Below are 18,201 nucleotides of genomic sequence, written 5' to 3'. Positions count from 1 at the left end.
GCTAATGCCAAATCGAATCGATCAGATCCCCCTCGATGCACTGCGGGTCTTCGAATCCGCGGCTCGCCAACAAAGCTTCACCGCCGCTGCGCTGGAGCTGGGCAGCACGCAGCCGGCCATCAGTCAGCAGATCAAACGCCTGGAGCAGCAGTTGGCGATCCGGCTGTTCGATCGCGTCTACCGCGGCATCGTCCTCACCGAGGCCGGCGAGCTGCTCCTGGGCTATGTGCAGCAGGGCCTGGGCGCGCTGGACGCCGGCCTCGCCGCGGTGACCGCGCAGCAGCAGCATGAGGTGCTCCAGGTCGCCACCGATTTCGCCTTCGCCGCGTACTGGCTGATGCCGCGCCTGGAGCGTTTTCATCAGCTTCATCCTGCAGTGGATGTCAGCCTGGTGACCAGCGAGCGCGGCCTCGGCGTGCTGCCATCGGAAACCGACGTGGCCATCGTCTTCGGCGACGGTCGCTCCAAGCATGGCGAGGCGCATCTGCTGTTTCACGAGGAGGTCTATCCCGTCTGCAGCCCGCTGCTGCTGAAGAATGAGACGACGCCCCTGGCGCCGACAGCGCTTTCGCGGCTGCCGCTGCTGCATCTGCGCCCGGAAAGCCGCTCACGCTGGCTCGACTGGAGCAGCCTGTTTCGCGCGTTCGGCATCACTGAGACACCTGGCGCGGGCATGTTGCGCTTCGACAACTACACGCTGCTGATCCAGGCGGCGATTGCCGGCCAAGGCGTGGCCATCGGCTGGCGTCATCTGGTCGATGATCTCCTGGCTCAGGGTCTGCTCTGCCGGGTTTGTAATGAAAGCGTGCGAACCGAGTTCGGCTATTACGTCGTGCTGCCTGAGCGCAAACGACGCCAACGCCTGATCGGCAGCTTCGTGACCTGGCTGCAGGCCGAGTTGGCCAGCGACGTTGGCCAGGTCTGAATCACCAACGCCCATCCGCTCACAGGAGCAGGACACGGCCATGATCACGCACCAATAATGTGCGTAGCGCATTACATGCACTATCGCGGGGCAAACCCGCTTTGCTAGAGTCGACGGCCTTATCCCTTTTTCGTGACCGCTACCGCGGTATTCCGAGGCCATTCGAATGACTGAAACCGTCCATGCGTTTCTTGACCGCCTGAAGCAGCGCGACCCTCACCAACCAGAATTCCATCAAGCCGTCGAAGAGGTACTCGGCAGTCTCTGGCCTTTTCTGGAAGCGAACCCGAAGTACCGGCAGGCCGGCATCCTAGAGCGCATGGTCGAGCCGGAGCGGGCCATTCTATTCCGCGTTCCGTGGGTCGATGATCGGGGGCAGGTCCAGGTCAACCGCGGCTTTCGGATTCAGATGAACAGTGCCATCGGTCCCTATAAGGGCGGCCTGCGCTTTCACCCCTCGGTCAACATGGGCGTTTTGAAGTTTCTCGCCTTCGAGCAAGTATTCAAGAACTCCCTCACCTCGCTGCCCATGGGCGGCGGCAAGGGCGGCTCGGACTTCAACCCCAAAGGCAAGAGCGACGGTGAAGTGATGCGCTTCTGCCAGTCCTTCATGAGCGAGCTGTTCCGCCATGTCGGCGCCGACCTGGATGTACCGGCCGGCGACATCGGAGTTGGCGCACGCGAGATCGGCTACCTGTTCGGCCAGTACAAACGCCTGTCCAATCAGTTCACCTCGGTGCTGACCGGCAAGAGCCTGTCCTATGGGGGCAGCCTGATCCGCCCGGAAGCCACCGGCTACGGCTGCGTGTACTTCGCCGAAGAAATGCTCAAGACCTCCCACGCCAGTTTCGATGGCAAGCGTGTGGCGATTTCCGGATCGGGTAACGTCGCGCAATTCGCCGCACAGAAGGTCATGGAGCTGGGCGGCAAGGTCGTTTCACTATCGGATTCAGGGGGTACGCTGCACTTCCCTGATGGGCTGAGCGACGAGCAGTGGGAATATTTGATGGACCTGAAGAACGTCCGTCGCGGGCGGCTCGAGGAAATGGGCCGGCATTTCGATGTCACCCACCTGCCCGATCAGCGTCCCTGGAGCCTGCCCTGCGAAATCGCCCTGCCCTGCGCCACGCAGAACGAACTCGATGGCGAGGATGCGCGCACCCTGTTGAGTAACGGCTGCCTCTGCGTTGCCGAAGGCGCCAACATGCCCTCGACGCTCGAAGCGGTGGACCTGTTCCTCGAAGCGGGCATCCTGTTCGCCCCGGGCAAGGCGTCCAACGCCGGCGGCGTGGCCTGTAGCGGCTTGGAAATGAGCCAGAACGCCATGCGCATGCATTGGACCGCCGGTGAAGTGGATACCAAGTTGCACGGCATCATGCAGTCGATTCACCATGCCTGCGTGGCGTACGGCGAAGAAAACGGCCGCACCAACTACGTGAAAGGCGCCAATATCGCCGGCTTCGTCAAGGTCGCCGATGCCATGCTGGCCCAGGGCGTGGTCTAAGCAGGGTCGAACGGCGAGCCTCAGGCGGAGCCACTCGAACGAAAGCCCCCGCCGGATCGTCCGGCGGGGGCTTTTTGGTTCAGATAGTGCGTCGCACAGACCTCAGACTGGCTTCAGCCCAACGGAGGTTTCGATCCGGCCACGGCAGGCTAAAGCCCCAACGAACATCCAGCTCATGCGCTACCAGTAATTCTCCACCGCCACCTGACCGGGCTTACGGGTCAAGGCGAGGTTCAGCTCGCGGGCCTTGAGAATGGCGCGGGTGTCTTCAATCATCTGCGGATTGCCGCAGAGCATGATCCGCGAGTGCTCCGGTTCCAGCGCCAGGCCGGCGGCACGCTCCAGCTCGCCGCTATCGATCAGCGTGGTGACGCGCCCGTGCAGCGCGCCGGGGATCCGTTCGCGGGTCACCACCGGCAGGTAGGTAAGCTTCGAACCGAGGCCTTCCAGGTAGTCGCGATGCGGCAAGTCGCGAATCAGCGCCTGGTAGGCCAGTTCGGATGCGGTCCGCGCGCTGTAGACCAGGATGATCCGTTCGAAGCGCTGCCAGACCTCGAAGTCCTGCAGAATCGAGAGAAACGGCGCGATGCCGGTCCCGGTGCCGAGCAACCACAGGTCGCGACCATCGATGAAGCGGTCCAGGGTGAGAAAACCGAACGCCTGTTTGTCCACCAGCAACTCATCGCCAGGCTTGAGGCGGCTCAGCTCGCTGGTGAACTCGCCATCCGGCACCACGATTGAAAAGAAGTCGAGAAACTCGTCATGGGGCGCCGAGACCATCGAATAGGCCCGCCAGACGATGCTGCCGCTGGGCTTGCGGACACCGAGACGGGCGAACTGGCCCGCCGTGAACCGAAAGCCGGGATCGCGAGTGGTACGCAGGGTGAACAGGCTGGGCGTCAGCGTCTGCACCTCGAGCAGACGTTGACGGGTGAACTTCTCTTCGCTGACGGTCATACTTCGCTCCCTTCGCGGACTTCTGCGGATTGAGGCTCATCAGGCCACTGAATAACCTTGGCGAGGCAAGTACGCCACCCGACAGCCAGAGCAAGCAGCGTCAAGCCGTTCTGAACCGACCAGGCTACGCTGCCGATGCGTATAGCGACGCCGATCGTTTCAACGGTTTGATTCCTTGATACTCCATTCCGACGCCCACAAACACCGCCAGTTCTTATGCCTATTCTCGAATCGCCTTTCGCCCGCCTCGACCTGATCCGTCAGCCCGAGCAGCCCAACGAGCCGCTGCAGGCCTTCGACGCCGCCGACGAGTATCTGCTGACGCAGCTGCATGAGCAGGACCTGTCGCCTGATAGCCGGGTGCTGATCCTCAACGACAGCTTCGGGGCGCTGGCGTGCTCGCTGGCGCAGCACGCCCAGGTCACCAGCAGCGGCGATTCGCACCTGGCGCACCTGGCGCTGGAAAAGAATCTGCAACGCAACGACCTGACGGGTGACGCGGTGACTTTCGTTCCTGCCAGCGAAGTTGCGCGAGGGCCGTTCGACCGCGTGCTGATTCGGGTGCCCAAAACCCTGGCGCTGCTGGAGGAACAACTGATCCGCCTGCACGGCCAGCTTGCACCGGGTGCGCAGGTGATCGCCGGCGCGATGATCAAACATCTGCCACGTGCAGCGGGCGACTTGCTGGAAAAGTACATCGGCCCAGTGCAAGCCTCACTGGCGGTAAAAAAGGCACGCCTGCTGATTGCCATACCGAGCGACAAGCCAGCGCCCGTGTCGCCCTACCCGACCCGCTACCGCCTCGATCAGCCGGGCATCGAACTGCTCAACCACGCCAACCTATTCTGCCGCGAAGAACTCGACATCGGCACCCGCGCCTTCCTTCCGCACCTGCCCAAGGCGCTCGGCAACCTGCGCGTGGCGGATCTGGGCTGTGGCAACGGCGTGCTCGGCATCGTCTACGCGCTGAGCAATCCGCAGGCGCAGATGACATTGGTGGACGAGAGCTACATGGCGGTGCAATCGGCAGAGGAGAACTGGCAGGCGATCCTCGGCGAGCGTCCGGCCGATATCCGAGCTGGCGACGGGCTCGCCGAACAGCCGCCCGCCTCGCTGGATCTGGTGTTGTGCAATCCGCCTTTTCACCAGCAGCAGGTGGTCGGCGACTTTCTCGCCTGGCGCATGTTCACCCAGGGCAAGACCGCGCTCGCGAAAGGCGGCGAGTTGTGGATCGTCGGCAACCGCCACCTCAGCTATCACCTCAAGCTCAAGCGCCTGTTCGGCAAGGTCGAACAGGTCGCGGCGACGCCCAAGTTCGTCATCCTGAGGGCGATCAAGCCGTGAGCGAAGCACCGGCCAGGCTGAGCATCCAGCAGTTCGCCGCACGCACCGGGCTGTCCGCCGATACCCTGCGCTATTACGAGAAGATTGGCCTTCTGCGCCAGGTCGCGCGGGACGCCAGCGGCTTTCGTGTCTATGGTCCGCGTGACCTGGAGTGGGTCGCGTTCATCCTTCGGTTGAAGGAAACGGGCATGGCGCTGGAGGACATCACCCGCTATGCCGATTTGCGCGAACAGGGAGAGGCGACGCTCGCCGCGCGCCAGGTCCTGCTCGAAGCGCACGCCGCCAGGCTGCAGGCACGCCTTGAGCGCGACCGCGAGCACCTCGATGCACTGCAGGCGAAGATCGAACTGTATCGCCAGCAAACAATGGCTTGACCTGGAGTCCGCTCCAACCCGCAGGCTTTCCTCTACCCAATCGAGAGGAACGCTCCATGTCTGCATCGACCCGCTACACCGAAGGCCTGGCCAAGCTCCAACAGATCGACGGCGAGGCTGGCCGCAAGGTCATTGACAGCCTGCAAGTCATCGCCCCGGACCTGGCCCGTTACGTCATCGAGTTTCCCTTCGGCGACATCTACCAGCGCCCCGGCCTCGACCTGCCGCAACGCGAGCTTGCTACGGTGGCGGCGCTGACCGCACTCGGGCATTGCCAGCCGCAGTTGGCGGTACATATCCACGGCGCGCTGAACGTCGGCTGCACGCCGCAGCAGGTGGTCGAGGTGATCATTCAGATGGCCGTCTATGCCGGCTTCCCTGCGGCGCTCAACGGCATGATGACGGCCAAGGCAGTGTTCGACGAACGTGGTGTCCTGCCCCACGCATCGGGTGACAGCTGAATGGTGCGCAAGACAGCTCAGACGCCGATCATTGCGTAGGCTGGGCCGGTAGCAGCAATGATCGAACCGGTGCGAACAACGAACGCCACCGTCAAACGCGAGCCTCGCGTGCATTGGCTGCGTGCTAATCTGCCCGGCCCTGCCGTTCTTGCGCTTGTCTGATGTCGACCCACGCCAAACTCCTGCTGCGCCACCAACGCCCCTTCATCAAGTTCTGGTTTGCGCGCGTATTCACCGCCAGCGGCTTTCAGATGTTGGCGGTGGCCATCGGTTGGCACATGTACGAACTGACCGGCAGCGTGCTGGATCTCGGCCTGGTGGGGTTGGCCGAGTTCTTTCCGCGTCTGTTGTTCATCCTCTGGACCGGGCATGTCGCCGATCGCTTCGATCGCCGCCGGGTCGCCGCGTTGTGCCAAGGATTGCAAGGCCTGATCGCCCTGTCGCTGGTGCTCGGTGCCGGGGGGCTCGGGGTGACGCGGGAAATGATCTTCGTGCTCGCTTTCCTGCTGGGCACCGCGCGAGCCTTCGAAGGTCCTGCTACCCAGGCGTTACTGCCGAGTCTGGTGCCGACGCAGCTGTTTCCGGCGGCGGTCGCCGCCTCGTCTTCGGCCATGCAGACAGCGACCATCGTCGCCCCGGCGCTTGGCGGGTTGCTCTTTGCCATCGGCCCCTTGTGGGTGTATGGCCCGGTGGCACTCCTCTTCGCTCTGGCCTGCAGCCTGATGCTGAGCCTGCCGAAACGCCCGGCCCCACCGAAACAGACCGGCCCGGCGATGGACAACCTGCTCGCCGGCATGCGCTTCATCCGCAGCCGGCCGGACATCTTCGGTGCCATTTCGCTGGACATGTTCGCCGTGCTGCTCGGTGGTGCCACGGCGCTGCTGCCGGTGTTCGCCAAGGACATCCTGCTCACCGGGCCTTGGGGCCTCGGGCTGCTGCGCTCGGCGCCAGCGGTGGGCGCACTGCTGATGTCGTTCTGGTTGGCGCGATACCCAATCAACCGGCAGGTCGGTCGGGTGATGTTCGCCGCCGTCGGGGTATTCGGCCTGGCGACCATCGCCTTCGGCCTATCGACCTCGTTTTGGTTGTCGCTCGGCGTGCTGGTGGTACTCGGCGCGGCGGACATGATCAGCATGGTGATACGCGGCGCCTTCGTGCAGCTGGAAACGCCGGACGCCATGCGCGGCCGGGTCAGCGCGGTCAATGGACTGTTCATCGGCGCGTCGAATCAGCTCGGCGAATTCGAATCCGGCCTGACCGCACACTGGTTCGGCACGGTGCCAGCTGTAGTGATCGGCGGGGTCGGCACGCTGATCATCACCGGCACCTGGATGAAACTCTTCCCAACCTTGGCCAACCGCGACCAGTTGCACCGCGATCTGGATTAACGTCGAAACAAGGCGGAATAACGTACCCCCCTCGCGCCCGTTTTTAGAGCTTGGACTTCGCTGGGGGCTGAAGCGGAGCGCCGCCCGGTCCACCCTACATACTGATGCCCAACCGTAGGGTGGAAAACGGCGAAGCCTTCCGCCGCCCCGCCTTTTACAACAGCTTATCCATGGTGATTGGCAAATCCCGCACCCGCTTGCCAGTGGCGTGATAGATCGCGTTGGCGACCGCTGCAGCGACACCGACGATGCCAATCTCGCCGACGCCTTTGGAGCCGAGCGCGTTGACGATTTCGTCCTTCTCCTCGACGAAAATCACGTCGATCTCACCGATATCGGCATTCACCGGGACGTGATATTCGGACAGGTTGTGGTTCATGTAACGACCTAATGCGTGGTCAATCATGGTTTCCTCATGCAGGGTCTGGCCGATGCCCCACACCACCCCACCGACGATCTGGTTGCCGGCGGTCTTGGGATTGACTACCCGCCCGGCGGCCACGGCGCTCACCGCCCGGCTGACCTTGACCGTACCCAGGTTCTCATCAACCCGTACTTCGATGAATACCGCCGAGTGCGTGGCGGTGGAATAGGCGTTGCGCTCCTCTCCGGGCTTGACGCTCGCCTCGGCCTCGAGCACGCCACTGACGGCAGCGATCTGCTCGACCTCTACGCTGTGGGCGGGCGTGGCCTTCAGCCGCATCTGGCCTTCGACAAACTCAACGTCGTCGAGCTTGGCCCCGGTAAATGGCGATACCGGCGACTGCTGAGCCGCGTCCAGTATCTTCTGACGCAACCCTTCGCAGGCCTGCTGCACGGCGCTGCCGACCGAGGACACGGTCGCCGATCCGCCTTCCAGCGGCGCCTGGGAAAAGTTGGAATCCCCCAGGCGGAACTCGACACGCTCCAGCGGCAGCCCCATGGCCGCCGCCGCGATCTGGGTCATCACCGTATAGGTACCGGTGCCGATGTCAGCCGTGGCGCTGCTGACCACCAACCGACCATCGGGCTCCATGCAGGCCTTGGCGCTGGCCGGCATCTGCATCGCCTCCCAAACGCCGGTGGCCATGCCCCAGCCGATCAGTTGATTGCCGTCGCGCATACTGCGCGGCTCCATGGAGCGACGTGACCAACCGAAACGTTCGGCGCCCTGCTCGTAGCACTGGCGCAGCGCCTTGCTGGAGTACGGCTTGCCCTCGTTGCCGTTGCGCTCGGCATAGTTGGTCAGGCGCAGCGCCAGCGGATCGACGGCGGCGGCATAGGCCAGCTCATCCATCGCGCATTCCAGTGCGTAGACGCCGATGGTCGCGCCCGGCGCGCGCATGTCCAGCGGGGTGTAGACGTCCAGCGGCACCAGCTGGTAATCCAGCCGCACATTGGGACACTGATAGAGCATCCCGGACCACTCGACCTCATGCTCGGTGAAATCCTCGAAGCTCGACGTCTGACCGATCGCCTGATGGGTCAGGGCCTCCAACTGCCCGTTGGGTGCAGCGCCGATGGAGATGCGCTGCAGGGTGCGCGGTCGATAGCCAAAGGTGAACATCTGCTGGCGCTTGAGCACAACGCGCACCGAGCGCTGCAGTTTCAGCGCCGCCATCACCGCGAGCGTCAGCTGATATTGCGGGCGCAGCCCGGAACCGAAGGCACCGCCAACGAAAGGCGACAGCACCCGAATCCGGCCTTTCATGCCGAACACGTCTTCGAGATAGCGCATGCAATTCTGCACGCCCTGCGTCTTGTCATGGATCTCCAGGTTGCCTTCCGGGAAATAGTGGACGGTGGATGCGTGCGGCTCCATCGGGTTGTGGTGCTCGACCGGCGTGCTGTATTTGAGATCGAGCCTGAGCATGGCGCCGCGCAGGGCGGCATCCACGTCGCCGCGGACCGGCGGTAGCTCGGCCGGTGCCTTGTGCATGGTGTCCAGTTCGCTGAGCAGATCGGTCCGATGCGGCTCTTGCTCGTACTCCACCCGCACCAGGCTGCCGGCATAACGGGCCAGTTCGAGATTTTCCGCGACCACCAGCGCGATCGGCTGGCCGCTGTAGAGGATGTGATCGTTATACAGCGGCCGGAACGGCGAGCCCTCGGCGGCATCGTCGTCTTCGTACGGCTCGTCGTAACTGGCGATCGGTGGCCGGTTCTGGTGAGTCAGCACCAGCTTGACGCCGGGCACCGCCTCGGCTGCGCTGGCATCGATGGAGACGATGCGTCCGCGCGCGATGCTGCTGTTGACCACGCTGCCGTAGAGCAAACCGGGCAGATGGAATTCGGCGGCGTATTGCGCCTGGCCGGTCACCTTGGGCGGGCCGTCGACTCGATCGATGGGCTGGCCGAAGGGAGAAGTGGCTGGTTTCATCGGGCGTCTCCTTTGGCGGCATCGCTCAGGGCACGCACGATGGCGCGCCGGCCCAGTTCGATCTTGAAGGCGTTGTGTTCGAAGCCGCTGGCACCCTCGAGGAGGATGCCCGCCGCAGCTGTGAAGGCGGCCTCGCCGGGCCCCTTGCCAATCAGCGCCGCCTCCGCTTCGGCCTTGCGCCAAGGTTTGTGCGCTACGCCGCCCATGGCGATGCGGGCGTTGCGAATGCCGGCACCATCCATCTCCAGCGCCGCTGCCACCGACACCAGGGCGAACGCATAGGAAGCGCGATCACGCAGCTTGAGGTAGCTGCTGTGGGCAGAGAAACCCTGCGCCGGCAGCTCGACCGCGGTGATCAGCTCGCCATCGACCAGTGTGTTGTCGCGGTCTGGCGTGTCACCCGGTAGTCGATGGAAGTCGGCAAAAGCGATACGGCGCTCGCCTTGTGGGCCCTGTACCTGCACCACCGCCTCCAGAGCGGCGAGGGCCACGCACATATCGGACGGATGCACCGCGATGCACGCCTGACTGTGACCGAGAATCGCATGGATGCGATTGAGCCCATCGCGCGCCGAGCAGCCGCTGCCAGGCTCGCGCTTGTTGCACGGTGTGGTGCTGTCGTAGAAGTAGTAGCAACGGGTGCGCTGCAATAGGTTACCGCCGGTGCTGGCCATATTGCGCAGCTGTGGCGAAGCGCCGGCGAGAATCGCCTGGGACAGCAGCGGGTAGCGTTGCTGCACCAGCGGATGCCAGGCCAGATCAGCATTGCTGACCAGCGCACCGATGCGCAGCCCGCCCTCAGCCGTCTCCTCGACATCCGTCATCGGCAGCCGGGTAATGTCGATCAGTTGCTCCGGACGGGTGACGTTTTCCTTCATCAGGTCGAGCAGATTGGTCCCGCCGGCAATGTAACGACTGTTCGGCCGGAACAGGCCGATCGCTTCATCGATGGCAACCGGACGTGCGTAGCTGAACGGATTCAAGGCTTCACCTCCCGCACAGCCGTGAGGCGATCGCGGGTCTGTGGCATAGCCTCTTCGATCGCCGCGAGAATGTTCGGATAGGCACCGCAGCGACAGAGGTTGCCGCTCATTTGCTCGCGCAGCTCATCGCGGGTCTGTGCGTGGCCTTCAGCCACCAACCCGACCGCCGAGCAAATCTGTCCGGGCGTGCAATAACCACACTGAAAGGCGTCATGGCTGACGAAGGCGGCTTGCATCGGATGCAGCACCTCGCCTTGGGCCAGGCCTTCGATGGTGGTCAACTCGGCACCGTCGTGCATCACTGCGAGGGTCAGGCAGCTGTTGATCCGCTTGCCGTTGAGCAACACCGTACAGGCGCCGCATTGGCCGTGGTCGCAGCCTTTCTTGGTGCCGGTCAGATGCAGCTGTTCGCGCAGCAGATCGAGCAATGTGGTCCAGGGATATACCTCGACCTGGCGGGTCTGGCCGTTCAACTCAAGGGTGATCGGGCAGGCGGCGATCCCACCTGCGGGAGAAGATGTTTCGCTCATGGCAGCCTCACGTTTGGGGGCCGTCCGGCACCTGTTCTGTGCAGGTTTGCCGAAGACCTCAGGCATTGGGTGCGCTGTCCGTGCGTCTAGGGGGTACGACTGCCACAGGCGAAAGAATGTTCAGCCGGGGTGGCGGGCGGAGGGCGGCGAAGCCCGGAAGAGCCAAGCACCGCGCGGGCATTCATGACCGACGGGATCTCACTTGGCCCGCCGGGCGGATCATGGGAAAAATTCAACGGTGACGGCGGTCTTCCGGGCGATCGATGTCCTGCAGCACGCCCGGATCGTTCAGTTCGATCTCTTCCACCGCGGCGCTTGCGAACAGCTCCTGCGCGCCTCGATCACCCTCCAGCGCGAGCAAGCGATGGAGATAGTCGGCACCAATCCCCCGCGGATGGCCGCGGCGACCCTGGTAGGTCGGCACCACCAGCCGTTGCGGCTGAATGTCAGTGACGATGCGGGCGATGCTGTCGCGCCGCACGTAGGGCATGTCGCCCAGGACCACTAGCCAGCCACGACGAGCCGACCGGTGCGCCACCGCCTGCGCCAGGCTATGGCCAAGGCCATTGGTCCGCACTGCCAGGATTTCCGCGTCGAATCTACCAGCGTGGCATTCGAGCCAGGCCAGCAGCCCAGGGTTGTCGTCGCGGGTGACCACCAACAACCGCTCGGTCATTCCGGCCAGGGCGTTCAGGGTCTCGGCCAGCACTGGCGGCGCATCGCTGACGTCACGGCTGGCCGCGAGCAACTTGTCCTCGTCGCGATGTTCACGATACCGCCTGCCCTGGCCCGCAGCCAGGACGATGGCGCAAACGCCCTCAGTCGAATCAGGCACAACGCCGCCCTGCCGCGACCTGCTGGCGAGTGCCGTATGCAAAGGGATTCCTATGGCAAGCGGATCGGTTTCCTCGCACAGTCATGCCGCTCATTTTTTCTCACTCATTCAGCCAATGTGCTCTCAATGAAGGGGTTGTATCGATGGCGCCGACCATAGCGCAGCAGCCGATCAGCCGGAACCCACCAGTCACGCAACGGAAAATTCAACCCGATGCAGGGCCGGTGTAAGATGCGCGGCTTTTGCGGGCAAGGCCTCGATAGGCTTTGCTATAGCGAATGAACTGCCCAGAGAGGCAGGCAGACCAACCGCCAACCCCTGACCGGCACACACGAGGATTGACCATGCTGGAGAAGCTGTTCCAACTCAAGGCGCACAACACCACGCTGCGCACCGAGATCCTCGCCGGTCTCACCACCTTCCTGACGATGGCCTACATCCTCTTCGTCAACCCGAGCATCCTCGCCGAAACCGGCATGGATCACGGCGCGGTGTTCGTCGCCACCTGCCTGGCCGCCGCTATCGGCTCGGCCATCATGGGCCTGGTCGCCAACTACCCGATCGCCCTGGCACCGGGCATGGGCTTGAACGCCTTCTTCACCTACACCGTGGTGCTGACCATGGGCTACACCTGGCAGACGGCGCTGGGCGCGGTGTTCCTCTCGGGTGCGATCTTCTTCCTGCTGTCGATCTTCAAGATCCGCGAATGGATCATCCACAGCATCCCGCTGGCGTTGCGTTCCGGTATCGCGGCCGGTATCGGCCTGTTCCTGGCGATCATCGCGCTGAAGAATGCCGGAATTGTCGTCGATAACCCGGCCACGCTCGTGGGCCTCGGCGACCTGACCGCCGGCGGCCCGTTGCTGGCCTGCCTGGGCTTCTTCCTCATCGCCGCGCTGGCTTACCGCAAGGTGACCGGCGCTGTGATGATCGGCATTCTGGCAGTCACCGCCCTGTCGATCGTCCTTGGCCTCTCCGAACTCAACGGCGTTGTCTCAATGCCGCCATCGCTGATGCCGACCCTGCTGCAGCTGGATATCGCGGGCGCGCTGGACATCGGCCTGCTCAGCGTCATCTTCGCCTTCCTTTTCGTCGACCTGTTCGACACCTCCGGCACCCTCATCGGGGTGGCGCAGAAAGCCAACCTGTTGGACAAGGACGGTCGCATGCCGCGCCTCGGCCGTGCGTTGCTGGCCGACAGCACCGCGACGATGGCAGGCGCCGCGCTCGGCACCTCGACCACCACCAGCTACATCGAATCGGCCGCTGGCATCAGCGCTGGTGGCCGCACCGGGCTGACCGCCTGCGTGGTCGCCCTGCTGTTCTTGCTCAGCCTGTTCTTCGCCCCGCTGGCTGGTGCCGTGCCCGCCTACGCCACAGCACCGGCGCTGCTGTTCGTCGCCGTGCTGATGATGAGCAGCCTCGCCAACATCGATTGGGAAGACCTTACCGTCGCCGCCCCGGTGGCCATCGCCGCGCTGGCCATGCCGCTGACCTTCTCCATCGCCAACGGCATCGCCTTCGGCTTCATTGCCTGGACTGCGATCAAGCTGCTCGCCGGCCGCTGGCGTGAGCTGAGCCCGGCGATGTGGATCCTCTCGATCCTGTTCGTGATCAAGCTGGGCTGGTTTGCCGGCTGATAGCGCCATGGGCACGATGATGCTTTCATCATTCACCTGCCGTGCGGTAACGGTGGATGGGTAAAGCGTCAGCTGCGCGCCCCGATCCACCCTACGATTCATTCAATTTTCCCAAGAGTCTTCATGAGCGCTCCGCAATTCGACCCCGCCACCTACGATGCCCAACTCGCCGAGAAAGCCGCACGGCTGGTTGAGCTGCTGGCGCCCTTCGACGCACCCGCCCCGGAAGTCTTCGACTCGCCACGTGAACACTATCGGCTGCGCACCGAATTTCGCCTGTGGCGTGAGGACGGCCAGCGTCACTACGCAATGTTCGAGCAGGGCGACAAGCACACGCCCATTCTGATCGACGAGTTCCCCATCGCCAGCCGTCGCATCAATGAGCTGATGCCGCAGCTCAAAGCCGCCTGGAAAGCCAGCGAGACCCTGAGCTTCAAGCTGTTCCAGGTCGAGTTCCTCACCACGCTTTCCGGCGATGCGCTGATCACCCTCGCCTACCATAGGCCGTTGGACGACGCCTGGCAGGCCGAAGCCGAGCAGCTGGCCGCTGCCCTGGGCACCAGCATCGTCGGCCGCTCCAAGGGCAAGCGCATCGTCATCGGCCGCGACTATGTCACCGAGCAGCTGACCGTTGCCGGCCGCACCTTCAGCTACCGGCAACCCGAAGGCGCCTTTACCCAGCCCAACGGCGACGTGTGCCAGAAGATGCTGAACTGGGCCTACGACGTGCTTGGCGAACGAGACGACGACCTACTCGAGCTCTATTGCGGTAACGGTAACTTCACGCTGCCGTTGGCAACGCGTGTGCCCAAGGTACTCGCAACCGAGATCAGCAAATCCTCGGTTAATGCTGCCCTGGCCAACCTCGACGACAACGGCGTCGACAACGTGAGCCTGGTACGCCTGTCCGCTGAAGAGCTGACCCAAGCGCTGAACGAAGTGCGCCCGTTCCGCCGCCTGGCCGGCATCCAACTGAAGAGCTACAACTTCGGCAGCGTCTTCGTCGACCCGCCCCGCGCCGGCATGGATCCGGACACTTGCGAACTGACCCGCCGCTTCGAGCGCATCCTCTATATTTCCTGTAACCCGGAAACCCTCGCGGCGAATATTGCCCAGCTGCACGACACCCACCGCATCGAGCGCTGCGCGCTGTTTGATCAGTTCCCCTACACGCACCACATGGAGTCAGGCGTGCTGCTGGTTCGCAGGTGATCGCCGAGTGAACGTCCGGTAACCCGCTGGCTTTCCACATTCGTAACCATTGAGCCGTTACGGAGGTGGGGACATGCTGGTTTTTCGAGCCGATCTATACCGACGGCCTGGCGCAGATCTCCTATCTGGTGGGCAACAGCAAGGCTTTGGCCGCCGCAGTGATCGACTCGTGCAACGCCGCGACCGTCCGCCGCAGGCGAAACGGCCATTCGCCAATGGTTTGCTTAAGCCTGTCACCCTAGACTGGCGAAATCCCCTACTCGGAGTGTGTGAAATGACTGTTTTGAACCCACTGGCACGCTACGGGCGGCTGTCCATCGCCTTGCACTGGCTGATGGTGCTGTTTATCGCTGCGGTCTACGCGACCATCGAACTCAAAGGCAATTTCGCCAAGGGCAGTGAACCGCGCGAAGTGCTCAAGCAATGGCACTTCATGCTGGGTCTGACGGTGTTTGCACTGGTCTGGCTGCGCCTGCTTACCCGATGGCTGCGTCCGGCACCGAAGGCAGTCGCCGGGGCGGGCTGGGAACGCGCGCTGGCCAAGCTGGTGCACCTGGCGCTGTACGGCCTGATGATTGGCCTGCCGCTGCTCGGCTGGCTGACCCTGAGCGCGGCGGACAAGCCGATTCCCTTCTTCGGCCTCGAACTTCCGGCGCTGATCGGCGCCAACAAGGAGCTGGCCGGTGAGTTCAAGGAACTGCATGAAACGCTGGCGGTGGCCGGCTACTGGCTGATCGGCCTGCATGCGGCGGCAGCCTTGTTCCATCACTACGTGCGCCGCGACGGCACCCTGCTGCGCATGCTGCCGCAGCGCCACCAGGCCTGAAGCGCAGACGCAAAACGCCCGGTCGACTCATCATCGACCGGGCGTTTTCATGTCTCAGCCGAGCAGTTCGCTGAACGGCAGATACTCCACCGTCTCACCCGCTTCCAGCGTGCGGTTAGGCTCGACGATCGCTAAGCCCTCCGCCCAGCTAGCGGAGGACAGCATCGCCGAGCCCTGCCGCGGGTGCAGGCACACGCGCATCTCGCCATCGACCTGCTCCAGCCGCGCGCGCAGGTATTGGCGGCGGTTGTTCGACTTGCGCCAGGCGAAGCCGGCGGTCATCCGCAGCGGTTTGGGTAGCACCTCGGTGCAACCCTGGGCACTGAGCAGGAACGGCCGAGCCACCACCAGCGAAGTGATCAGTGCCGCCGCCGGGTTGCCCGGTAGGCCGATCCACGGCTTGCCGTTGACCTCACCGAACGCCAGCGGTTTGCCCGGCTGGATCGCCAGGCGCCAGAGGTGCAACTCGCCCAGCTCCCGAATCGCTTGTTTGAGATGATCTTCCTCGCCAACCGAGACGCCACCGGAGGTAATGAGAACGTCCCACTCAGAGGCAGCCAGCGCCAGAGCGTCGCGGCTGGCGGCCAGCTCGTCGACGAGGATTTCGTAGTCGTGCACCTCCAGCCCGAGGCTGCGCAACACCCCGAGCAGCGCGTAGCGGTTGGCGTTGTAGATCTGCCCGGGCGCTAGCGGCTCGCCCGGCTCGCGCAGTTCGTTGCCGCTGGAGAGCAGGCCGACGCGCAGCCGTCGATAGACCGCAACCCGGGCCACGCCCAGGCTCGCCAGCAGTCCCAGCTCCTGCGGTCGCAAGCGCTTGCCGGCCTGCAGCACCGGCGCACCGGTCACCAGCTCCTCACCCCGGCGGCGCACATGCATGCCCAGGTTGACCGCCGGAAGCCGCACGCGGTCAACCTCGATCTGGCAGTCCTCCTGGGCCACCACGGTGTCGGCGCCCGGCGGCAGCGGTGCGCCGGTGAAGATGCGTACCGCATGCCCCACCGGCAGGTGCTGATCGGCCGAGTCGCCGGCGGCGATGCGCCCGAGCAGCGGCAGCCAGCCGCCTTCGGCGGGCAGGTCGGCGGCGCGCAGCGCGTAGCCGTCCATTGCACTGTTGTCCCACGCCGGTATCGAAAATGGCGCGTTCAGCGACTCCGCCAGCACCCGACCGAGAGCATCGGGTAACGCCACACGCTCCACCGCGGGTAACGGCGGGACGCGGGTAAGCAACTCATCGATCGCCTCGTCCACAGGTTTAAGACCACTGATGTCGCAACCGCAGGCGCTCAGGGGCGGCTGGAATTCGTTCTGGGGTAGGTGAGCCATGGCTCCAAGCTCCGAGGAAAATGGCGGCAGGCCGAACCTGCGCGGGACCGGGGGCACCCCGTCGGGGTGTTTCCACCTACCCTAGCCGTTTGCGCAGCGACCTGCTGCGGGTTGCGGCCAAGGGTCGCGGCAGCCCGCTAATAGTCGCTACCTTGCTCCGTGTTCGAAGCCGCGGGAGGCGTTCCGGCAACCCTGGCGGAACAGCATGCGAAGAAGCAGAACGCAGGGGCACGCGATGATCGGCTCGAGTGCCCCGTCATCCTGGGTGCTACGCGGTGACGTGAATGTCAGCATCAGATCGTTGAATGGAAGTAATGGCTACGGACATTAGGTAACTGGCCAGCCGGGACGTGATCCAGCCAGCATCAGGGCGCTGCATCATCACGGCGAAACGGCATCGGCTCGGTCGGCGGTTCCGGTTCCGGCTCCGGCTCCGGCCGGGCATCGCCCAGACGGAACGGCTGCGGCGCTTCGTCCACCAGCCGACGGGTCGGCGGCCCGACCCGCTCCGCCGGTGTTTCAGGTGTTGCTCGCTCGCGCATGAACAGCAGCGCAACCGCGGCAAGCAGTGCAGCGCATACCCGGTAAATCAACGAGGCTAGATCGAAGCCGATCAGCTCACCGCCATCGAGCCACAATGATCCCAGCCGTCCAGCGGCCAATGCCAGCATGGTGATAACCAGCATGACCAGCGCCGCCCTGGCGCGCTCCGGCTCGCGCATCGCCCAGATCAGGAACAACGCCATACCCAGCTGCAATCCGCCGTAATAGACCCGCATATGGCTGACCGAGGCGGTCTCCATCAACAGCATCCCGTTCAGATTGGCCATCTCATAAGGGCGCAGCCAGTAGGCGAGGCTGAAACCGATCATGATCACGGCCTGGGCAACCAGAACGAAACGGGCAAAACGCATCGAAAACTCTCCTGATAGCGGCTCCGTACCACGGTAGACATCCGACCGAAGCGGCGGGCGTTGGTTCGCCCGCATGACCGCGGTAGTAGTGCGGTGATCGCGCATGGGAGGGCACTTGGGCCACGTGCCCGGTTGGCGGTATTCTGCAGTGAGTTCGCCGGAGTAAAACACCATGCGCCATCTGCTACTCGTCACTACCCTCTTCGCCAGCCTGGCTCAGGCAGCCGAACCCATCGCCATCGACGTTCACCGCGACGCCAGCTGCGGCTGCTGCCGCGCATGGATCCAGCATCTCGAAGACAACGGTTTTCAGGTCAACGACCACGTCGAGGCCGACATGATCGCGGTCAAGACCCGCCTCGGCGTGCCGCAGCGGCTGGGTTCTTGCCACACCGGCGTGATCGACGGCAAGTTCGTCGAAGGGCATGTCCCGGCCCGCGACATCCTCAAACTTCGTGCTCAACCGGAGCTGATCGGCGCGGCAGTGCCCGGTATGCCCATGGGCTCGCCGGGCATGGAGATGGGCGACCGCAAGGATGCCTTCAAGGTGATCGGGCTGAGCAACCAGGGCAAGGAATCGGTGCTGGCCGACTACCCGGCGAACTGATCGAGAAATAGACGAAACG

Annotated in this window: 17 protein-coding genes; 10 read left to right on the top strand and 7 right to left on the bottom strand. The window is 64.0% G+C overall.

Annotation, left to right across the window (positions count from 1 at the left end; genetic code table 11):
* The first annotated feature begins 4 nt into the window (after positions 1-4).
* Together UF78_RS03405 and gdhA are read left to right on the top strand one after the other, a co-directional pair.
* Complete coding sequence (locus UF78_RS03405) at positions 5-925, top strand: choline sulfate utilization transcriptional regulator (protein WP_045160629.1); 921 nt, start codon at positions 5-7, stop codon at positions 923-925.
* A 166-nt stretch (positions 926-1,091) separates the two neighbouring features.
* A complete protein-coding gene (gene gdhA / locus UF78_RS03400) occupies positions 1,092-2,429 on the top strand; it encodes an NADP-specific glutamate dehydrogenase (protein ID WP_045160628.1) in 1,338 nt (445 codons plus the stop codon).
* Positions 2,430-2,609: 180 nt separating this feature from the next.
* Here the strand turns inward: gdhA and UF78_RS03395 are convergent, their stop codons facing one another.
* Entirely contained in the window at positions 2,610-3,386 is a 777-nt protein-coding gene (locus UF78_RS03395) for a ferredoxin--NADP reductase (protein ID WP_045160627.1), read from the bottom strand.
* Between the two features lie 216 nt (positions 3,387-3,602).
* Between UF78_RS03395 and UF78_RS03390 the strand changes: the two genes are divergently transcribed.
* The 4 genes from UF78_RS03390 (at position 3,603) to UF78_RS03375 (ending at position 6,953) form a co-directional block, all read left to right on the top strand.
* Positions 3,603-4,730 carry a methyltransferase gene (locus UF78_RS03390; RefSeq protein WP_045160626.1) on the top strand — a complete coding sequence of 376 codons (1,128 nt, stop codon included), beginning with the start codon at positions 3,603-3,605 and terminating at the stop codon, positions 4,728-4,730.
* Entirely contained in the window at positions 4,727-5,104 is a 378-nt protein-coding gene (locus UF78_RS03385; protein ID WP_080890543.1) for a MerR family transcriptional regulator, read from the top strand. The genes UF78_RS03390 and UF78_RS03385 overlap by 4 nt, the downstream gene beginning before the upstream one ends.
* 56 nt (positions 5,105-5,160) lie before the next feature.
* The gene (locus UF78_RS03380; RefSeq protein ID WP_045160625.1) at positions 5,161-5,565 is read left to right on the top strand and encodes a carboxymuconolactone decarboxylase family protein; all 405 of its coding nucleotides are present in this window, start codon (positions 5,161-5,163) and stop codon (positions 5,563-5,565) included.
* A 161-nt stretch (positions 5,566-5,726) separates the two neighbouring features.
* On the top strand, positions 5,727-6,953 hold the full coding sequence (locus tag UF78_RS03375) for an MFS transporter (RefSeq protein WP_045160624.1): 1,227 nt from the start codon (positions 5,727-5,729) through the stop codon (positions 6,951-6,953).
* Positions 6,954-7,107: 154 nt separating this feature from the next.
* On the opposite strand, the gene UF78_RS03370 is transcribed toward UF78_RS03375, so the two are convergent.
* The 4 genes from UF78_RS03370 to UF78_RS03355 form a co-directional block, all read right to left on the bottom strand.
* Positions 7,108-9,312 (bottom strand): xanthine dehydrogenase family protein molybdopterin-binding subunit, encoded by a 2,205-nt coding sequence (locus tag UF78_RS03370; RefSeq protein ID WP_045160623.1) that lies wholly within the window; start codon positions 9,310-9,312, stop codon positions 7,108-7,110.
* The gene (locus UF78_RS03365; RefSeq protein WP_045160622.1) at positions 9,309-10,295 is read right to left on the bottom strand and encodes an FAD binding domain-containing protein; all 987 of its coding nucleotides are present in this window, start codon (positions 10,293-10,295) and stop codon (positions 9,309-9,311) included. Before UF78_RS03365 ends, UF78_RS03370 begins: the two co-directional genes overlap by 4 nt.
* Positions 10,292-10,825 (bottom strand): (2Fe-2S)-binding protein, encoded by a 534-nt coding sequence (locus UF78_RS03360; RefSeq protein ID WP_045160621.1) that lies wholly within the window; start codon positions 10,823-10,825, stop codon positions 10,292-10,294. Before UF78_RS03360 ends, UF78_RS03365 begins: the two co-directional genes overlap by 4 nt.
* A gap of 232 nt (positions 10,826-11,057) precedes the next feature.
* A complete protein-coding gene (locus tag UF78_RS03355; protein WP_045160713.1) occupies positions 11,058-11,660 on the bottom strand; it encodes a nucleotidyltransferase family protein in 603 nt (200 codons plus the stop codon).
* Between the two features lie 344 nt (positions 11,661-12,004).
* Between UF78_RS03355 and UF78_RS03350 the strand changes: the two genes are divergently transcribed.
* From UF78_RS03350 to UF78_RS03340, 3 genes are all read left to right on the top strand, one after another.
* Positions 12,005-13,300, top strand: a complete 1,296-nt coding sequence (locus UF78_RS03350) for an NCS2 family permease (RefSeq protein WP_045160620.1) — start codon at positions 12,005-12,007, stop codon at positions 13,298-13,300.
* A gap of 123 nt (positions 13,301-13,423) precedes the next feature.
* Complete coding sequence (trmA, locus tag UF78_RS03345; protein ID WP_045160619.1) at positions 13,424-14,512, top strand: tRNA (uridine(54)-C5)-methyltransferase TrmA; 1,089 nt, start codon at positions 13,424-13,426, stop codon at positions 14,510-14,512.
* 274 nt (positions 14,513-14,786) lie between these two features.
* On the top strand, positions 14,787-15,338 hold the full coding sequence (locus UF78_RS03340; protein WP_045160618.1) for a cytochrome b: 552 nt from the start codon (positions 14,787-14,789) through the stop codon (positions 15,336-15,338).
* Between the two features lie 54 nt (positions 15,339-15,392).
* Here UF78_RS03340 and glp read toward each other — a convergent pair whose 3' ends face one another.
* Entirely contained in the window at positions 15,393-16,625 is a 1,233-nt protein-coding gene (gene glp, locus UF78_RS03335; RefSeq protein WP_045160712.1) for a gephyrin-like molybdotransferase Glp, read from the bottom strand.
* A 401-nt stretch (positions 16,626-17,026) separates the two neighbouring features.
* Positions 17,027-17,575, bottom strand: coding sequence for a DUF4345 domain-containing protein (locus tag UF78_RS03330; RefSeq protein WP_045160617.1), 549 nt, complete (start codon positions 17,573-17,575; stop codon positions 17,027-17,029).
* A gap of 172 nt (positions 17,576-17,747) precedes the next feature.
* Here UF78_RS03330 and UF78_RS03325 point away from each other — a divergent pair, with 172 nt between their 5' ends.
* Positions 17,748-18,182, top strand: coding sequence for a DUF411 domain-containing protein (locus tag UF78_RS03325; RefSeq protein ID WP_045160616.1), 435 nt, complete (start codon positions 17,748-17,750; stop codon positions 18,180-18,182).
* The last annotated feature ends 19 nt before the right edge of the window (positions 18,183-18,201 follow it).

The sequence above is a fragment of the Stutzerimonas stutzeri genome (genome assembly GCF_000952685.1).
In the GTDB taxonomy this organism is placed as follows: Bacteria; Pseudomonadota; Gammaproteobacteria; order Pseudomonadales; family Pseudomonadaceae; genus Stutzerimonas; species Stutzerimonas stutzeri_E.
The sequence above is the reverse complement of the archived record's forward strand: the minus strand, read 5'-3'. Positions and strand labels throughout refer to the sequence as shown.